General features: G+C 35.4%; 15 protein-coding genes. 1 reads left to right on the top strand and 14 read right to left on the bottom strand.

All coding sequences use genetic code 11. The features are described 5' to 3' along the window. Nucleotides 1-1,146 precede the first annotated feature (1,146 nt). The 3 genes from AC4BB7_RS05190 to AC4BB7_RS05180 form a co-directional block, all read right to left on the bottom strand. The gene (locus AC4BB7_RS05190; RefSeq protein ID WP_490484630.1) at nucleotides 1,147-1,725 is read right to left on the bottom strand and encodes a GNAT family N-acetyltransferase; all 579 of its coding nucleotides are present in this window, start codon (nucleotides 1,723-1,725) and stop codon (nucleotides 1,147-1,149) included. A 128-nt stretch (nucleotides 1,726-1,853) separates the two neighbouring features. Continuing rightward, nucleotides 1,854-2,078: a helix-turn-helix transcriptional regulator gene (locus AC4BB7_RS05185; RefSeq protein WP_490484629.1), complete on the bottom strand. Its 225-nt coding sequence runs from the start codon at nucleotides 2,076-2,078 to the stop codon at nucleotides 1,854-1,856. A 267-nt stretch (nucleotides 2,079-2,345) separates the two neighbouring features. After that, nucleotides 2,346-3,545, bottom strand: coding sequence for an MFS transporter (locus AC4BB7_RS05180; RefSeq protein WP_490484628.1), 1,200 nt, complete (start codon nucleotides 3,543-3,545; stop codon nucleotides 2,346-2,348). Between the two features lie 391 nt (nucleotides 3,546-3,936). Between AC4BB7_RS05180 and AC4BB7_RS05175 the strand changes: the two genes are divergently transcribed. After that, on the top strand, nucleotides 3,937-4,305 hold the full coding sequence (locus tag AC4BB7_RS05175; protein WP_086312137.1) for a MerR family transcriptional regulator: 369 nt from the start codon (nucleotides 3,937-3,939) through the stop codon (nucleotides 4,303-4,305). Nucleotides 4,306-4,535: 230 nt separating this feature from the next. On the opposite strand, the gene AC4BB7_RS05170 is transcribed toward AC4BB7_RS05175, so the two are convergent. From AC4BB7_RS05170 to pcrA, 11 genes are all read right to left on the bottom strand, one after another. Further along, nucleotides 4,536-5,678, bottom strand: a complete 1,143-nt coding sequence (locus AC4BB7_RS05170) for a YdcF family protein (RefSeq protein WP_490485119.1) — start codon at nucleotides 5,676-5,678, stop codon at nucleotides 4,536-4,538. A gap of 323 nt (nucleotides 5,679-6,001) precedes the next feature. Then, a complete protein-coding gene (locus AC4BB7_RS05165) occupies nucleotides 6,002-6,130 on the bottom strand; it encodes a hypothetical protein (RefSeq protein ID WP_010773187.1) in 129 nt (42 codons plus the stop codon). Between the two features lies 1 nt (nucleotide 6,131). Then, on the bottom strand, nucleotides 6,132-7,502 hold the full coding sequence (gene rlmD / locus AC4BB7_RS05160) for a 23S rRNA (uracil(1939)-C(5))-methyltransferase RlmD (protein ID WP_490484627.1): 1,371 nt from the start codon (nucleotides 7,500-7,502) through the stop codon (nucleotides 6,132-6,134). 107 nt (nucleotides 7,503-7,609) lie between these two features. Further along, on the bottom strand, nucleotides 7,610-8,251 hold the full coding sequence (locus AC4BB7_RS05155; protein WP_490484626.1) for a deoxynucleoside kinase: 642 nt from the start codon (nucleotides 8,249-8,251) through the stop codon (nucleotides 7,610-7,612). A gap of 15 nt (nucleotides 8,252-8,266) precedes the next feature. Then, complete coding sequence (pnuC, locus tag AC4BB7_RS05150; RefSeq protein WP_490484625.1) at nucleotides 8,267-8,956, bottom strand: nicotinamide riboside transporter PnuC; 690 nt, start codon at nucleotides 8,954-8,956, stop codon at nucleotides 8,267-8,269. A gap of 267 nt (nucleotides 8,957-9,223) precedes the next feature. Then, on the bottom strand, nucleotides 9,224-10,282 hold the full coding sequence (locus AC4BB7_RS05145; protein ID WP_086314269.1) for a diacylglycerol kinase: 1,059 nt from the start codon (nucleotides 10,280-10,282) through the stop codon (nucleotides 9,224-9,226). A gap of 16 nt (nucleotides 10,283-10,298) precedes the next feature. Beyond that, nucleotides 10,299-11,729, bottom strand: a complete 1,431-nt coding sequence (gene gatB / locus AC4BB7_RS05140; RefSeq protein WP_490484624.1) for an Asp-tRNA(Asn)/Glu-tRNA(Gln) amidotransferase subunit GatB — start codon at nucleotides 11,727-11,729, stop codon at nucleotides 10,299-10,301. Continuing rightward, the gene (gatA, locus tag AC4BB7_RS05135) at nucleotides 11,729-13,198 is read right to left on the bottom strand and encodes an Asp-tRNA(Asn)/Glu-tRNA(Gln) amidotransferase subunit GatA (protein ID WP_086312128.1); all 1,470 of its coding nucleotides are present in this window, start codon (nucleotides 13,196-13,198) and stop codon (nucleotides 11,729-11,731) included. Before gatA ends, gatB begins: the two co-directional genes overlap by 1 nt. Further along, nucleotides 13,198-13,503, bottom strand: a complete 306-nt coding sequence (gene gatC, locus AC4BB7_RS05130; RefSeq protein ID WP_086312127.1) for an Asp-tRNA(Asn)/Glu-tRNA(Gln) amidotransferase subunit GatC — start codon at nucleotides 13,501-13,503, stop codon at nucleotides 13,198-13,200. The genes gatA and gatC overlap by 1 nt, the downstream gene beginning before the upstream one ends. Before the next feature lie 197 nt (nucleotides 13,504-13,700). After that, on the bottom strand, nucleotides 13,701-15,746 hold the full coding sequence (gene ligA, locus AC4BB7_RS05125) for an NAD-dependent DNA ligase LigA (protein ID WP_490484623.1): 2,046 nt from the start codon (nucleotides 15,744-15,746) through the stop codon (nucleotides 13,701-13,703). 81 nt (nucleotides 15,747-15,827) lie between these two features. Next, entirely contained in the window at nucleotides 15,828-18,068 is a 2,241-nt protein-coding gene (gene pcrA, locus AC4BB7_RS05120) for a DNA helicase PcrA (protein ID WP_490485118.1), read from the bottom strand. Nucleotides 18,069-18,416: the final 348 nt, after the last annotated feature.

Here is an 18,416-nt window from a genome sequence, read left to right as displayed (position 1 = left end):
CTGAGTCTATTTTTTACTCACTCCGTTTATTTTTTACTATTTTAAAAAACGTATTGACGAAACTCCTATCTTTAAGTTAAGATAATATTACAAAATTAAATTAAAAAAGGCGCTCTGCAGGAGGACAGCAAATCATCCCGCAGAGCCCTGTATTATAAGCCAGAACTAATAATACAAGTTGCCTCCGTCAATAGTTTATTGACTATTCTCATTGTACTAAAAGTAAGAAAAGATTACTAGTCTTTTTTGCAATTTCAATGTGTTTAGTTCATATTTATTTAGCGAACGCTTCATGGTATTAGTTGCTGACTAATACCATTTTTTAGTTTTGTATCGATTATTAGATAATTAGAGCGAAAAACAAAATAAACAGGCACTCTGTAAGAAGACAGCAAATCCTCTCACAGAGCCCTGTATCGTCAGCCAGAACTGACAATACAAGTTGCCTGAGTCAATGTACATTGACTTATTTATTTTACCTAATTTTTGTAAGAAATACTAGTGTTTTTTACAGTTTTTAGTAATTTAAATAGTTGATGGTTATTCGTTGAACTCTTGCACGGTATTGGTTGGTGACCAATGCCGTATTTTTTTCGCTCTTTTTATAAATAGTAAACATCAAGTTCTCCTTTTTTCTTAACACTTTTTCATATTAATCGCTTGGTGTTTACGAACTGACATTGCTGGAATCATTCATTCACCATATTTTTCTATTTAGTCTAAAAAAGTTGCCGAGTCAATGCGTACAAAATAAATGATTAAAAAAAATAAACATGCAAACAAATAATTTCCTAGATCTACCAGACTAAGTAACAAAAGTAATGATTGATTTCCAGTACGTTAGTAGCAGTCAGATTCTGACTGGCGGAAGACAGAATCTGACTTTCAAGTAAAAAATAGCGGGAATGCAGAGCCCACTATTTCAAACAGCTGTTTATCCATGATGCTATTCCTTTTTAGTAAACAACCAACCCAACCATTTTACCAACATAGGATAAGCAGCTGTTTGTTTTTATTTGTCAGCTTTCATAAAACAATAGAGCCAGAAAAAAGCGCACATTTAATACAAATAACAAACCACATTCTAAAATGAACTTCCTATTTCTTGTTCATTCTATTTTTATTTCTAATTACCAAATTATTCTTTTATACTTTTTCTACGAAATGTTCAGGATATTTATCCCAATACTCTCTGTAAACTCTTTCATGATTACCATCCAGATTTAGCTGAAACATTCTAAAGGTTACCTCAATATCCTTAGGCTGCCATCGTTCTTTGTATGAATAGTTGTAGCGCATACCAAGCTTCTTCATGACTTTGCCACTTCCAACATTATGAATATCATGTGTAGCCGTAATATACGTCCATCCCCGAGATTTCAAAAAATTGATCGCTGCTTCACTTGCTTCTGTAATCAAACCATCTCCCCAATACTTTTTCTGCAGACCATATCCAAAATCATGGCTTTCACTACCACTCACTGCAATATAACCAATTGGATCATTGTCTTCTTTTAGGCAAATCACAAAATAATAACCATTTGATTTTTGGTAGTTAGATTCGATATATTCTTTGTAAAATTTTTTAGTTTCCTCGATAGTCTTTACTGGATACCACGGAAGATATTTATTTACTTCTTCATCAGATAATAGTTTGTATAATGCTGTTAGATCCGTTTGGGTTTCTTGTATATTTCGAAGAATTAATCTTTTCGTTTCTATCATTCGTAATCTCCTACTTTTCAATATCAAACATTCCATATTTATTTTTAATATAGCACTTCTCCCCACTAACTTCAAAACAAACTTTAGTTCATCGTTTCAGAACATGTATCGATCTTTTTTCATTCATTTTAATCATTTGGCAATTTATCGAACGTAACAAGTTGTTCAATGTTTGTTCCTAGTTCTTCTGAAATAGCGTACATTAATAACAACGAGGGATTGTGCTTATTTTTTTCCAGATTAGCAATTGTTTGTTTTGCGACACCTACTTTGTTTGCAAGATCATCTAGTGACATGTCAAGATTTGTTCGATAATCACTTATATGTATATCTGTTATTTTGCTTTTAACCATTATGAACTCCTTTCTGATTGCTTTATACTATGAAACAACTATTTCGTCCTTATCGTCCTACAACAAGCATGTATTTTTTACTATTTATAAGATAAAACCACCTTAATATTACCATATAAAACAAAAGTATGAAATAATTTCACTTTTATATACGTAAAATATTTAGCTTAGAAAAAAAGATTGAGCCAAAATGAATAAACAGTTTGGCTCAACCTTAGATTTGAACAGAGTAGCTATTAGACAAAGCCTTTCAGAATATCCACTCTACTATTCAAAGACTCTTCTATTTTTCATCAGTCCATTGCCACCTGCAACGACTGCCAATACCAACAAAATAATTGCCTCTGAAAAAAATGTTCCCCGTATCGTATTAAATCCTGACAGAGAATCTATCAACGCAATTCCATATGGTGAAAATGCTGAACCTATATTAAAACCGACTAAAAGAAGCGAAGTCCTAAATGCTGCCTGATGAGCCGAACCATCATTAATTTTATTAAATAGGTATGGAATAAACGTTCTAAAAGAAAAACCACAAATCAATGCACCGACCCCAGTTACTAAAACACTATTAGAATACCCTATTAAAACCATGGCACCACTCATCAGCAAAAAGACCATCGGCAGTGTCCTCTCACGAGTGATATTAAATATAGGACCAAATGAAAATCCTGCAGCCATCGCTCCTAAACCAATCAACGACATAATATTACTCCCATCGGTGGCATCACCGTATCCTAAAGAAGTCATTAATAGCGTCCCTTTGATTGTGATCGACATATAAATACAGACAACCATTATCAATAAAATAACATATCCCATAAATTCAAGAGTACTTACTGTTGTCACTTGCTGTTTTTCTCCCGTTGTTTCATAACTTGTTTCTTCGATAACACGAGATTGTCTAATATCTTGTTCAGAAACATTTGGTACGAATAAAGCAAACAAAATAAAGATAGGGATAACGATCAAATACACCCAAAATGAAGTTTGCCAACTAATTTTTAACAACTGCCCTACTGTAAAGGTCAATGTCATACCACCAATTCCCTCAAAAGCGCTTTGAAAACCAATTGTTGCTACTCGTTCACTTCCCTGATAAAAATAACTGATCAAAGAAACCAATAAAGAATTGAACAGCCCAACACCAAAACCAAAACAAGCTCTAGAAATGAATATCAACATAAAATTAGTGGTTAAAGCTGGGATAACACCTGAGACTAAAACAATCCCCAAGCCAATCAATACAGTCCTTTTATATCCTAAAAACTTAGCAACTGTAGTACTTAATAAAACAGCTGGAATAATAAATAAAGCTGGGATCGTCGTTAACATTTCTACCAAAGACAATGGAATATTTGAAAAGGTCTTAGCCATTTCTGGGATATTTGCCCCTATTGCTCCACCAGATACAACAACCAGTGATACCGCTAAAATTGATATTTTCTTCATTTTACTATGCTCCATTTTCTTTCCTCCTATATTATACCCTTTCATAAATGTACGTTTTCTTTGTATAGCGTAAGTATGTTCTAGATTGCCCCCATGATATAGTTAATTTATCAAATCAAAACAATTATCAGAGGAGGGAAAACGATGATCGAATTTCTTTTGAATACAGCTTACCAAATTACGATATGTAAATGGCTTGAAAAATCAACAAAGAAAAATCCTTAATCACTCAGTACCTTGTTAAAATTCCCTTATCGATTCTCTCATTACTATTTTTAGAATACCTCTTCTAGTGCACTCTAAGTCAAGTGAAAATCAAACAAGTAAGCTTTATTTTCTTTTGTTTGACCTAGAGTGAACTCTAAGTGGTAAAATGAACATAATGAGAATTTAGGAGGGAATCAAGGTGACTTACAAAATTCATGAATTTTCAAAAATGACTGGCCTTACGCCTTATACTCTACGTTTTTATGAAAAAGAAGGGCTGATCACGGTAAAAAGAGATCAGAATAATATTCGGATTTATGACGACCGCAATAAAGAATGGATCGATTTTTTTATGCATTTAAAAAAAACTGGCATGACGATCGAAGATTTAAAACAATATCTAGCATGGTGGTATGAAGGGGATTCGACTAATCAAAATCGGTTAGATTTGTTGAAGAAGCAAAAAGAGATTGCTTTACGCGAAATGAAGCACATTCAAGAGGGAATTGACATGCTTGATTATAAAATTGATGTTTACCAAAAAAGAGTAGATGATGGTCGATCCTAGAAACTATAACCAACTCCTTAGCAATAGATTTAAAAAATTAGTGGTTAAACCAAACACCCATAAGGGCTATCGCTCTCATGGGTGTTTGGTTTAATCTTTACTAAATAATTATCCGATTTATTTTCTATGATAATTTAGTCCTTAAACATTCTGAATCGGGATAGTAAAACAGAAATATGCTTCTTTGCCTTGAATACTACAAGCTATCCCATAAATAAAAAACAGTAAACTCACATATATCTATACAATAAATAGGATAAAACAATCATTACGCTGATAATCAAGGCACTTACAATCACATGTCTTCTTTTTTTCATCATAACTATAGCAATAAATTCTCTTAAAAAAGCGTTAGGTAAAAAATAAAAAGCAGTTTTTGCACCGATTCCATCGGTTTTTAAATGTGCCATTCGAGCAAATATCCCAGCACGAAACAAGTGATAATTATTCGTTGAAAAAATAGCTTGGTACTCTTTATTGTTAGAATATTGATCCATAATTTTTTTAGAAAAAGTCATATTCTCTAACGTATTTCTTGATTCTGTTTCAACCAAGATGTCTGCTTCCGGAATTCCTTTTTCGATTGCAAAAAGCTTCATGGCTTCGCTTTCCGGCAAGGATTCATCACTACCTTGTCCTCCAGACATCAATAAAATCGGTGCCTTAGAAGTTTGTTTTAACTGTTCATGATAGAATTGAATTGCTTTTTCAATTCTTTTACCTAATAAAGGGGGAACTTGATTTCCATTAATTAAGCCAGAGCCTAATACGATAATATAATCTTGCTGATACTTAGGCTGATTGTATTGATAAAGAATAGAAATTGTTAAAAAATTATATAGGACGATAAAAAAATAGCCAATCACTAATAGCACGCTACTAAATAACGCTGCTCCCCAAAGTGGAAGTGACAATGAAAAATAAGAATAAAAACCTAAAAGCGCTGTTAGACCCACTGCTAATAGAAAAGTCAATAAATTGGAAAGAGAATGGCTTTCTTTTTTAAACACAACCATTGCATTCCAATATAAAAAAGTAATCAGTCCATAACTGCCAAAAAAAAGTAGCATTGTAAGTCCAGTCACCACAATTTCTAAAAGAAATAATAGCAATTGATCTCTAGTTTCAAGATATACAATCAACATAAGAATTCCTAAACTAAGTAAAAATAAATTAAATAATAATCCATTGATCAGTAAACGCTTTTCTAAAGAATAAACGAGCAAAAAGAGTCCTAAAAAAGCGAGTGGTATAAGAAAATAATACGTACCTATCATTACCTCTAGAAGAAATGTGTAAATAAAAAAATAAGTACCTGTCCAGATAAAAAATAACGGACTAAAGAAAGCTTTTTTGTTTTTTTTAGCCCTCATTCCCAGTCCCAGTAAACTAATCAGGTAAACAACGATACAGTAATAATCTATTTGATTCAATTTTTTATCCCCTTTTTATAGTAAATTTGAACGAATTCTATTCCTCATTTTCTACATTTTATTATAGCCAATTACGGATACATTTCAAAGAAAATCCCTATAAAATGACACTAAGCCTTAAATATGAGGATGGAACAACAAACTTCAATAAGTGACTTTTTTATCAGCGTCTATTTAAATTCTAAAAGGCTGGGATATAACTCTAAAAGTTATTCCCCAGCCCTTTATTTTTTAGTAAAGATTTTCTATCAAAAAAGTGATTCTTATTTATTATAAATCTTTGGACCTTTACGCATATTTTTACGGTCATTTTTAGGCGTCTCCATTTGTTTTGAACGGCCGCCGCCTTGTTTTTTCTTGATTAATTCTAACATTTTTTTCTTTGTATCCATTTTACACCGTCCTTGTTAGCAAAGTAACTGACTCGATATGAGTTGTTTGCGGGAAGTTATCCACTGGTTGAACTTCTTTGACCTCAAAGCCACCTTTAACAAGTAATGCAAGATCACGTGCTAATGTTGCCGGATTACAACTTACATACACAATACGATTTGGTTTCGTTTCGATCAAGGTCTCTACTAAACTTGCTTCTAATCCTTTACGCGGTGGATCAACAATCACAACATCTGGTTTGATGTCATTTTCGATCATTCTTGGCAATGTTTCTTCAGCTAAACCTGCGGTAAAGGTTGCATTCGTAATATTGTTCAACTTCGCATTGCTCTCAGCATTCTTGACTGCTTCTTCAATAACTTCTACACCATAGACATGCTTAGCATCTTTAGCAAGGGTTAAGCCGATCGTACCGATTCCACAATAAGCATCTACAACGATTTCTTCACCAGTTAATGCTGCATATTCTTTAACTTTATTGTACATTACTTCTGTTTGTTGCGGATTTACTTGATAGAATGAACGTGACGAGATTTCAAATTTCAAATCAAAAATCGTATCAATCATTTTGTCTTCACCATGTAAAAGAATCGTTTCATCTCCAAAGATCACATTCGTCTTTTTCGAATTGACATTTTGAACAATGCTGACAACTTCCGGCAATGCTTCTAAAATATCAGGAATGATTTTACTTGTCGGGAATAATTTTGGTGTTCTCGTAATTAGAACAATCATCATTTCACCAGTATGGTAACCACGACGAACAACAATATGACGTAAGTTTCCAGTGTTATCTGATTCATTGTAAGGTTTGATACTGTAACGTCTCATGATATCACGGATTATGATAACTGCTTCATCGATTTTTGGATCTTGAATATAGAAATGTTCTAATGGAATTAGATCATGGCTATTTTTTCTGAAAAAACCAGTTTGTAATTTGTTATCGATTTTTCTTACTGGAATTTGAGCTTTATTGCGGTATCCCCATGGATTGTTCATACCTAATGTATCTAAAACAGGAACATCTGGCAATTTTGCAACACGTTGCATCACATTTTTTACTTGGTCGGTTTTAAACGTCAATTGAGCACCATACGCTAAATGCTGTAATGGACTAATCCCAACTTTAGTAAAATTGGCATCTTTGACTGGTACACGGTCTTCGCTTGATTTTAGAATCGTTACAACTTTTCCATAACCAAAACTTTTACCGACTTTCAGTACTTTGATTTCCATTTTTTCACCTGGTAAAGCATTTTCTATAAAAAGCGGGTAGCCATCAACTTTGGCAACACCCATTCCTTCATGTGTCAGATCAATAATATCAACTTCGATTGTTTCATTTTTGTTCACGGGAAAATTATTCATAAGTCGCTCCTTCTTTAATGCACTTCTCTCATTCTAATGAAAAAATGCTAGAAAAGCAATAGAGAGATTGTTTCTAGGCTAAAAGAAGTAAAAATTAATCTTTCTATTTAATCAATTTCCGCTAGTTTATTTTCAATCAACTGGATCACTTGTTTTTTTGCTTCTTCATTTTCAATAAAATCATACTTGTCACCATCGATTTGAATTTTGGGACTTTCGTTGTATTCTTCAAACCAATTTTCATAACGACGATTCAATTCTTTATAATAATCGTACAATGCTGGGTCTTGTTCCACTTGCTCATAAGGACGTCCTCGTCTTTGAATGCGCTCTAACATTTTAGGAAAAGATATTTTAATGTGTACTAGTAAATCTGGACGTTTTTTATTCGCTGCATAAGGTAATTCTTCCAGCATATTTTCTAATAAAGAATCGTACACTTTTACTTCTGTCTCATTCGCTCTGCCTAAATCCGCATTTAAATGAAATAATAACGAATCTTCATATATTGAGCGATCTAATACATTATTTTCATGCGAAAGTGCTTGCTTAATACTATCAAATCGTTTGTTCAAAAAGTAAATTTGTAATAGAAAGGCATATTTTTTTGGATCTGCATAAAATAAAGGCAAGACTTCATTGTCATCAACTGATTCATAAAATGCATCTGATCCTAAGTGCTCTGAAATAATTTCTGTTAAACTTGATTTTCCTGCTCCAATTGTTCCTGCTAAAACGATCACTGCCATCGAACTCCCTACCTATTAATGATTATTTTTTTTTATTTTTAACCAATGGATCATACCGTAAATAGAATTGATTGTATACATACAATACATAACGAACAACGCATAATCACCACCAGCATGCGTTCCTGCTCTAAACCATAATACTATAGAAAATAAATTTCCTAATAACCAAAAAACAAATTGTGACTGATATCTTTTGATCATCAACAACATGGCTGTTGCCGATACACTAAACGTTACGGCATCAAGCATTTGTTGAGCATCATTAACAAATCCCAAAATAAAATAAGCAACAACACCAATCCCAAGCCAAACTAGTCCTGCATATAGCCATTGAATACCTTTCAGTATTTTTACCTCTGTTACATTTCCAGATCCATCCGTACTAACTTTTAGCCAAGTATATAGACCTGTAATATCCATTACAATATAGAAGCTTTGAAGGAGAACCTCAGCGTAGACACGTGTTTTAAACCCAAAATATCCTATGATTACTGCGCTTATAAATCCGAATATATAATTGCTAGCCTTTCCTTGGGCAATTAAGTTAACACAGATAATACCTGATAAACCGCCCACTAATGTAATCCAACTAGATGGATTACAAACAAAAGCAAATAATTGTACAAAAATCATCATAAATAAAAAAAGATAATTCTTTCTTTGCCAACCTCTAAAATCATTTATAACAAAATTTGACCCCATATCAAACAAACCTTTCACTTACCATATTTATCATTTTCTGCAGAGATGACGACTTATCTAATTTACCTTTGATTCAATCATAAGTCAATGAGAACTCTTCTCAATTATTGATTATGAGACTTTTTTTATACAAGATATTGTGTTTTTTAATTTTCAGAATCTATATATTGTATATAGATTGTTTTTTCATTCTTCCATTCATCTAGAAGGAAACAAAAAAGTACCTAAGACAAACATGTCTTAGGTACTTTTTGTTGTTTTGAACAATCAACCAATTTTCCCATTATTATCAATGTCTTCATCAGTTAAACGTTCAACTTCTTTTACAAACTCTTTACTTGTTTCAAGATATTCATCTTCATCATCTGATTCACCATCATAATCATCCAAAACCGATCCCATAATCGCATTAGATGGAATCGCATCTGCATTGGCAAACATTTCAATATGCTGGTGCAAATTCGTGAATTCCATCGGTGCATCACCGCCATACTCACCATCCAAGTTGATCATCATACGGCTATTTGGTTCAAGTGTTTCAGCGTGTAAATGACTGGTTTTTGTATAGATCAAACGATTATCTTCTATATGTTTACCACCATTGAGCATTAATGCTGCTAAATGTAAAATCTCAAAAACATTGGCTGTTTTCACAATTATTAGAGAAAACTTGCCATCATCTAGCTTTGCATCAGGTGCAATCTTTTCAAAACCACCCACAGAATTAGTCAATCCTAAGAAAAACATCGAAGCATTACCTTCGTAAACACCTTCATCATATTCCATTCGCATTTTGATTGGTTTCACTCTTGGCAGCATTTCTGCTCCTTTTGCTAAATAAGCGAGATAACCAAAGATGCTCTTTAATTCTGAAGGAACTTCATAGGTCAGTTCAGTTAAATGACCACCAGCTGCAATATTGATGAAATAACTATCTTTTGCTTTACCAATGTCCATTTTGACTGTTTGATTTTTTTTGATGACTTCTGCTGCTTTAACGATATTATCTCTAGGAATTTTTAAGGCTCTTGCATAATCATTGGTTGTTCCAGCAGGAATGATCGCCATAGACGGTCGTTTATCTAAAGGAGCAATACCATTTACGACTTCATTGATCGTTCCGTCGCCACCTGCTGCAACAATTAAGTCGAAACCTAATTCTGCAACACGGCGCGCTTCATTTTTCGCGGAATTTTCTTCTGGAGTTGTAGCAAAAGCACTCGTTTCATATCCACATTCTTCCACTATGGAAAGAATATCAGCTAGATTTTTTTTGACTAGCTCTTTACCTGAGGTTGGATTATAAATCACTCTTGCTTTTTTCATACTCATCTGCTGCTTTCTAGCGTTTTGCCAATTCTTCTTGTAACAGTTTATTTACAACACCCGGGTTGGCTTGGCCTTTCGTTGCTTTCATGATTTGACCTACTAAAAAGCCAACAGCACGGTCTTTTCCGTTTTTAAAGTCATCTACAGATTGTTGGTTATTATCCAACACTTCATTGATGATTGGTAGTAATTGTGATGGATCTGATAGTTGAACTAAACCTTTTGCTTCAACAACTTCTTTGGCATCTCCACCATTTTCAATTAATTCTTTAAAAACTTTTTTAGCGATTTTAGAACTGATTGTACCATCTTCGATCAATGTGATCATACCTGCTAAGTTTTTAGGTGTTAATTTTGTATCTGGTAACTCGATTTTCTCACTATTCAAGTAAGCCGAAACTTCACCCATCAACCAGTTAGATACTTGTTTGGCATCTGCGCCTTCATTTAATGCAGCTTCAAAGAAATCGGACATTTCTTTTGTTAACGTTAGAACCATTGCATCGTATTCTGGTAAGCCTAGTTCTTTGATGTAGCGAGTACGACGAGAAGCCGGCATTTCAGGTAAACTGTGACGAACACGCTCGATCCACTCATCATCGATTGCAAAACGAGGCACATCAGGTTCTGGGAAGTAACGGTAGTCACTTGAACCTTCTTTAACACGCATTAACAATGTTTTGTTTGTTGTTTCATCAAAACGGCGTGTTTCTTGTTGGATTTCTCCACCAGATAATAACACTTTCGCTTGACGTTTTTCTTCAAATGCAAGACCTTTTTTAACAAAACTCATTGAGTTCAAGTTTTTAAGCTCTGCTTTTGTTCCGAATTCTTCTTGACCATACGGACGTAAAGAAATGTTGGCATCACAACGCATTGAGCCTTCTTCCATTTTCACATCTGAAACGCCTGTAAATAGGATGATTGAACGGATTGCTTCTAAATAAGCATAGGCTTCTTCTGGTGAACGCATATCCGCTTCTGAAACGATCTCGATCAGCGGTGTCCCTTGACGATTTAAATCAACATAAGAATAACCGCCATCACCATGGATATTTTTCCCAGCATCTTCTTCTAAATGCACACGTTCGATACGGATGCGTTTTGTTTTGCCTTCGACTTCAATATCGATCCAGCCGTCGTGACCGATCGGTTGATCGAATTGAGAAATTTGATAGGCTTTGGGATTATCTGGATAGAAATAGTTTTTACGGTCAAAATGCGTATCTTTTGAGATTTCGCAATTTAACGCAAGCGCTGCTTTCATTCCAAATTCAAGTGCTTGTTTATTCATTACAGGTAATACGCCTGGATAACCCCAGTCGATCACATTTGTATTGCTATTTGGTTCCGCACCAAAATGAGCCGGTGCAGGTGAAAAGATTTTAGAATTTGTTTTTAATTCTACGTGGACCTCAAGTCCAATGACAGTTTCAAAATTCATTAGTCATTCCCCCCTAAGATCACAGGTTTTTTCGTATGGAAATCAGTTGCTTGCTCAAATGCAAAGGCCGCTTTATACATCGTACTTTCATCGAAAGGTTTACCAATGATCTGCAAGCCAACTGGCAAGCCTTCTGAGAATCCTGCTGGTACTGACATACCAGGTAATCCAGCTAAGTTGACTGGAATCGTTAATAAATCGTTCATGTACATTGTGATTGGATCATTGATGTTTTCACCTAAGCCAAATGCAACGGTTGGTGAAGCAGGGCCAATGATGATATCGTAATTGGCAAAAACATTATCAAAATCTTGTTTGATCAAAGTTCTAACTTGTCCTGCTTTTTTGAAGTGAGCATCATAATGTCCAGCACTTAAAGAGAATGTACCCAGCATAATACGACGTTTTACTTCTATACCAAATCCTTCAGAACGTGAATTTACATATACATCTTCAAGGTTCTTCACGTTTTCAGAACGATAGCCATAACGAATACCGTCAAAACGTTGTAGGTTTGAGCTTGCTTCTGATGAAGCGATAATATAATAAACAGCTACGCCGTATTTAGAATGAGGCAAGCTAACTTCTTCTACTGTTGCTCCTAAAGCTTTAAATGTTTCCGCCGCTTTAAGAACAGCTGCTTTAACACCAGCATCCACACCTTCACCTAAATATTCTTTAGGTAAAGCCACTTTCATGCCTTTGATATCGCCTGTTAAACCAGCAGTAAAATCAGGGACAGATGTGCCAGCAGAAGTGCCGTCTTTTTCATCAAAGCCACTGATTGCATTTAGCGCCAATGCGTTGTCTTTAACATTTCTTGTCAATGGACCGATTTGATCTAAACTAGATGAAAATGCGATCAATCCAAAACGAGATACACGCCCGTATGTTGGTTTCATACCAACGATTCCGTTAAATGATGCAGGTTGACGAATACTACCACCTGTATCAGTTCCTAAAGAAACAGGTACTTGACCTGCTGCTACAGCTGCGGCAGAACCACCAGAAGAACCTCCAGGAACCTTAGTATGATCCCATGCATTTTTTGTTTTCTTAAAGTAGGATGTTTCTGTACTTCCGCCCATCGCAAATTCATCCATGTTCAACTTTCCAACTGGAATCATATCTGCTTGATAGACTTTATCCATAACAGTTGCGTCATAAATAGGATTGAAATTGTGTAACATTTTTGATGCAGCAGTTGTTAAAATATCTTTCGTTACGATATTATCTTTGATCCCAATCGGAATACCAGCTAATGGATTTGATTCAGTAATGCCTTTAAGATCGATTGCTTTCGCTAATTCTAAGGCTTTTTCATCACTGATCGTAATAAATGAATCTACATCTTTTTCCGTTTCATTGATGCGCTTCAATGTTGCTTGTGTTAAATCAGTTGCCGTGATTTCTTTAGAGACAAGTAAATCATGCAGCTCTGTTAGTGACTTATCGTATAATTTTTCCATTATGCACCAGCCTCCCCATTGTCGATAATCGCTGGCACTTTAATGTAGCCATTCTCTGATTCTGGTACGTTTTTCATTAATTCATCGCGATCCATACCTGGTGTTACAACGTCTTCTCGCATCACATTGATGGATTGTGCAACATTAGAGGTGAATGGAACGCCCTCTGTATCGACTTCTTCTAATAATTCTACCATGTCGATGATTTTGCCTAATTGATCTGTAAAGTCTTTTAACTCCTCATTAGAAAAAGACAGTTTTGACAACTTGGCTACATGTTTTGCTTTTTCTTCACTAATTGCCATGGATACCCTTCTTTCCTTTAGAAAAACTCACTCAAGAGTTCACTAGTTCATTTTTATACTGTTAAACGACACTTTGCGTTAAAAAACAGCTTTTTTCTTATTCTATCATAAAATTCTAAGAATTTTTGGAAGAGATGGAAGAAAATAGTCTGAAAATGTAAAAATAACGCAGAAAATTCGATTTGTTTCACTTTAAGCTATTCGTTTGCTTCTTTTGTATAGCTATTATCTAAAGCGGTCACCATTTGCTGTTCATCCCACACTTCGATACCAAGCTCTTGTGCTTTCGTCAATTTACTACCCGCATCTTCACCTGCAACAACAATATCTGTTTTCTTCGAAACACTGCCCGTTACTTTGCCGCCTAAATTTTCGATTTTTTCTTTTGCTTCTTCTCGGTTGTAATGTGTAAGCTTTCCTGTTAAAACGACTGTTTTATCTTTGAAAGGCGATTCCACAGCTTCCAATTGCGCCGTTCGGATCCCTTTATATTCAAAATTAACGCCAGCCTTGGTCAATTCATCCATCAATTCGTGTACTTCTTCATTTTCAAAATAAGTCACTAAACTATCTGCAATGATCTCACCCATCGAATCTAATGCCACAACTTCTTCTTTCGTTGCTTTACTGATCGTTCTCAGATCACCAAAGTGTTCTGCTAAAACTTTGGCCGCCTTAGAACCAACATGGCGAATCCCTAAACCGAAAATCAAGCGTTCAACGGAATTATCCCGACTTGCAGCAATCGCTTGATAAATATTATTTGCTGATTTTTCTTTGATTTTTTCCAAAGTCATCAACTGCTCTTCAGTTAAAAAGTAGAGATCAGCTACATCAGCGACTAGTTCTTTATCATACATCTGCTCTAAAACACGTGGGCCTAAGCCATCGATGTTCATCGCATTTCGAGAGACAAAATGATTCAGTCCTTCTTTGATTTGTGCAGGACATTTTGGATTGATACAACGCAAAGCAACTTCTTCATCTAGATGAACTAATTCACTATTACATACTGGACAATGGGTTGGAATTTCATATGGTCGGCTGTTTTCATCACGTTTTTCTGTCAAGACTTGAGCCACTTCTGGAATGATATCCCCAGCTTTATAGATAATCACTGTATCATTCAACCGAATATCTTTCATCGCAATGAAATCTGCATTATGCAAACTTGCGCGACTAACAGTTGTACCAGCCACACGAACAGGCTGCATCACAGCAGTTGGTGTTACGACACCCGTACGTCCAATCGTCCATTCGATTTCTTCGACGATCGTTTGTGCTTCTTCTGGCGGAAATTTATAAGCAATCGCCCAACGCGGTGCTTTAACAGTAAAACCTAATTCATCTTGGATCGTGAATTCATTAGTTTTAATTACGATTCCATCAATTTCATAAGGTAATTCTGAGCGTTTTTCATGATACTCTTCTATATACGCCCATACTTCATCGATATTTTGACATAGTTTTTTCTCAGGATTGGTTCTAAAACCAATGTCTGATAATTCATTTAACGCATCGTACTGAGTTTGTGCCGTCATTGGACCAAAATCAGCGACTGTATATAAAAAGGTGCTGAGATTTCGTTTGGCAACCATACTTGTATCTAACTGACGTAAACTTCCAGCCGCCGCATTTCTTGGATTCGCAAAGACATCTTGTCCTGCTTCTTCTCGTTCTTTATTCAAATTGACGAATGATTGTTTTGGCATATAACATTCGCCACGAACTTCAACTGAAATTGGTTTTTTCAATTCTAAAGGAATTGATTTCACCGTCTTCAGATTCTCAGTGATATTTTCACCGACTGTGCCATCACCGCGTGTCGCACCTTGAACAAATTTGCCATTTTCATATTTTAATGAAATTGCTAGACCATCGATTTTTAGCTCGCAACAATAACTGACAGGTTTTCCTGCTAATTTTTGAACACGTTCATCAAAATCATAAATATCTTCTTTACTGAAACCGTCATTCAAGCTGTACATCTGCACTTCATGTGTGACTTTTTCAAAGCCTTGTAAAATCTTTCCACCAACACGCTGGGTTGGTGAATCAGAAGTAATCACATCTGGATATTCGGTTTCTATGTCTGATAATTCTTTATACAAGCGATCATACACATAGTCTTCTACGGTCGGTTTATCGGCAACGTAATATTCATGAGAATACTGATTCAACTGAGCTCGTAGTTCCTTTGCTTTGTCTGTTGCTTCGGCTAATGTTAACGGTGCTTGTGCCATGAATGATCCCTCCTAATAGTAAAAGCTTAGTAGGCTCGTTTAGCCTCATTAAAAATAGGATTTAGTCCTTTTTTAACACACTTATATTTTTTCAATCGGAGCAAATGCTGCTAATAAGCGCTTAATGCCTTTTTCTGGAAAAGCGACGTCTAGTTCTAAGTCTTTAGCGGTACCGCCAACTCGAACGACTGTGCCTGTTCCCCACGCTTTATGTCTGACTTTATCGCCAGCTTTCCAAGCCATTGATTCTCCACCGCTTGCGACTTTATCTGTTACAGGCTGTTTCGTTGGTTGGGCATAAGCTGGTTTAAATACTTTTGGTTCAAACGTTCTTGTTGGTGCCTTAGGTGAAGCGATCGAACCTTGTAAATCTAATAACTCTTCATCGATTTCGTCTAAGAATCGGCTTGGACGATTGTATTGTGTTTTCCCATATAGTGTTCTGGAGAAAGCGTTGGATATATACAATACTTCTTCCGCACGAGTGATCCCCACATACGCCAAACGACGCTCTTCTTCTAATTCGCTTTCTTCTAACATTGCACGAGATAGCGGGAAAACTCCTTCTTCTAATCCAATTAAAAACACTACAGGAAATTCAAGTCCTTTGGCTGCGTGTAACGTCATCAACGTCACTTGCGAAGTGCTTTCTTCCAAATTATCTAAGTCTGAAACGAGCGCTAAATCATTTAAGAATACAGCTAATTTTTCATCTGGCGCATCTGCTTCTTCAACATCTTGACGTTCATAACGTTTATCGAATTCTTGGGTAACGGTTAAAAATTCATCCAAGTTCTCTAAGCGAGCTTGAGATTCTAAGTTATTTTGTCTGACTAGTTCTTCACGATAACCACTGCGTTCTAAAACTTCCTTAACTAACTCCGTAATTGTTAAATATGGAATCATCTGGGTTAAATCTTGAATCATCATACCAAAGCTACCTAATTCTTTACCGGCTTTTCCTGAGATATTGGCTAGATCCACATTTTGTGAAGCCTCCAGCAATGACCAGCCGTGCATCTGAGAGAAACTTCTTAATTTCTCAACAGAGCTTTTACCAATTCCACGTTTTGGTTCATTGACTACTCGTTCAAAACTAAGTGAGTCCATTGGATTAGAGATGATATTTAAATAGCCTAAAATATCTTTGATTTCTTTACGATCGTAGAATTTATGTCCGCCGACCATGGTATAAGGAATATTTGATTTTAACAACATTTCTTCCATTACACGTGACTGGGCATTCGTACGATACAAAACTGCAAAATCTCCATAAATACGGTCTTTTTCGCGCATTTCTTTTTGGATCTGTCCCACGATAAACTGCGTTTCATCCCGTTCATTATCGCCACGATAGTAAACGATTTTTTCTCCGTCGTTATTTTCTGTCCATAATTGTTTATCACGACGATTACGGTTGTTTTTGATAACATTATTCGCTGCATCCAGAATTTTTTTGGTTGAGCGGTAATTTTGTTCCAACATGATAACAGAAGCATCTGGATAATCTTTTTCAAAATCTAAGATATTCTGCATATCTGCACCACGCCAACCGTAAATACTTTGGTCAGCATCTCCAACGACACATAGGTTTTTAAAACGTGCCGCCAGCATATTAACTAACGTATACTGAGCATGGTTGGTATCTTGATACTCGTCTACATGGATATAATGGAATTTATTTTGATAATACGTCAATGAGTCAGGATGTTCATTGAATAAACGAATCGTATTCATGATTAAATCATCGAAGTCCATGCATTGATTGTTTCTTAATTCTTTTTGATACAGCTTATAACATTTTGCGACAACTTGCTCATAAGGTGTTCCTTGCAATTCCTCCACTTTTTCAGGAGTTTGCAACTCATTTTTAGCATTACTGATCGTACCTAGAATCGAACGAGGATCATATTTTTTCATATCAATATTCAGCTCATTTAAGATTCGTTTCATTAATGTCCGCTGTTCAGACGTATCAATGATCGTAAAATTGCGATTGTAACCGATATGATCAACATCCCGACGTAAAATCCGCACACACATTGAGTGAAATGTGGAGACCCAAACATCGTTTCCGCCAACTTCTAATAATTTTCCAACCCGCTCTCTCATTTCTTTTGCGGCTTTATTGGTAAATGTGATTGCTAAAATATTCCATGGATTAACATCTTTTTCTTCAATTAAATAGGCAATACGGTGAGTTAAAACTCTTGTCTTCCCGCTGCCTGCACCCGCCATAACTAATAAAGGCCCTTCTGTATGTAGAACGGCTTCTTTTTGTCTCGGATTCATACCTTGGATCAAGGCGTTTTCTTGTGCCATCATCAACGTCCTCTCTCTTTTTTCAATCTTATATAGTATACCAAAAAAAACACAAAAGCTGAACAGATTGAACAAACCTTGAGCAATAACATACAAAATTTTTTTATGATTTTAATCACCTTGAATTTTTTTGTTTATTTTCAAAAGATTTTGGAGGGGAAATAAAAAAGCTCACTCCGTGAAGAGTGAGACAATTGGGGAAGGGCGCCACACATATGAACAATATAATTTCAATCCACTCACTCATAAAGAGTGAGACTGTGAAAAAGCAACAAAAAACGAACATTTCCGTATTTTTTCCACTAAAAAGACCATCTGAAATGTGAATTTAATGAGAAAGACGCTAAT

Source organism: Enterococcus sp. AAFC-DPL-5182, from assembly GCF_058216605.1.
The sequence above is the reverse complement of the archived record's forward strand: the minus strand, read 5'-3'. Positions and strand labels throughout refer to the sequence as shown.

Excerpts from the sequence above, each read along its gene's own strand:
- pnuC (WP_490484625.1), bottom strand. The coding sequence starts at position 8,956 with ATGGGGTCAAATTTTGTTATAAATGATTTTAGAGGTTGGCAAAGAAAG.
- gatA (WP_086312128.1), bottom strand. The coding sequence starts at position 13,198 with ATGGAAAAATTATACGATAAGTCACTAACAGAGCTGCATGATTTACTT.
- ligA (WP_490484623.1), bottom strand. The coding sequence starts at position 15,746 with ATGGCACAAGCACCGTTAACATTAGCCGAAGCAACAGACAAAGCAAAG.
- AC4BB7_RS05170 (WP_490485119.1), bottom strand. The coding sequence starts at position 5,678 with ATGAGGGCTAAAAAAAACAAAAAAGCTTTCTTTAGTCCGTTATTTTTT.
- rlmD (WP_490484627.1), bottom strand. The coding sequence starts at position 7,502 with ATGAATAATTTTCCCGTGAACAAAAATGAAACAATCGAAGTTGATATT.
- AC4BB7_RS05190 (WP_490484630.1), bottom strand. The coding sequence starts at position 1,725 with ATGATAGAAACGAAAAGATTAATTCTTCGAAATATACAAGAAACCCAA.
- AC4BB7_RS05165 (WP_010773187.1), bottom strand. The coding sequence starts at position 6,130 with ATGGATACAAAGAAAAAAATGTTAGAATTAATCAAGAAAAAACAAGGC.
- AC4BB7_RS05185 (WP_490484629.1), bottom strand. The coding sequence starts at position 2,078 with ATGGTTAAAAGCAAAATAACAGATATACATATAAGTGATTATCGAACA.
- pcrA (WP_490485118.1), bottom strand. The coding sequence starts at position 18,068 with ATGGCACAAGAAAACGCCTTGATCCAAGGTATGAATCCGAGACAAAAA.
- AC4BB7_RS05155 (WP_490484626.1), bottom strand. The coding sequence starts at position 8,251 with ATGGCAGTGATCGTTTTAGCAGGAACAATTGGAGCAGGAAAATCAAGT.
- gatB (WP_490484624.1), bottom strand. The coding sequence starts at position 11,729 with ATGAATTTTGAAACTGTCATTGGACTTGAGGTCCACGTAGAATTAAAA.
- gatC (WP_086312127.1), bottom strand. The coding sequence starts at position 13,503 with ATGGCAATTAGTGAAGAAAAAGCAAAACATGTAGCCAAGTTGTCAAAA.
- AC4BB7_RS05145 (WP_086314269.1), bottom strand. The coding sequence starts at position 10,282 with ATGAAAAAAGCAAGAGTGATTTATAATCCAACCTCAGGTAAAGAGCTA.
- AC4BB7_RS05180 (WP_490484628.1), bottom strand. The coding sequence starts at position 3,545 with ATGGAGCATAGTAAAATGAAGAAAATATCAATTTTAGCGGTATCACTG.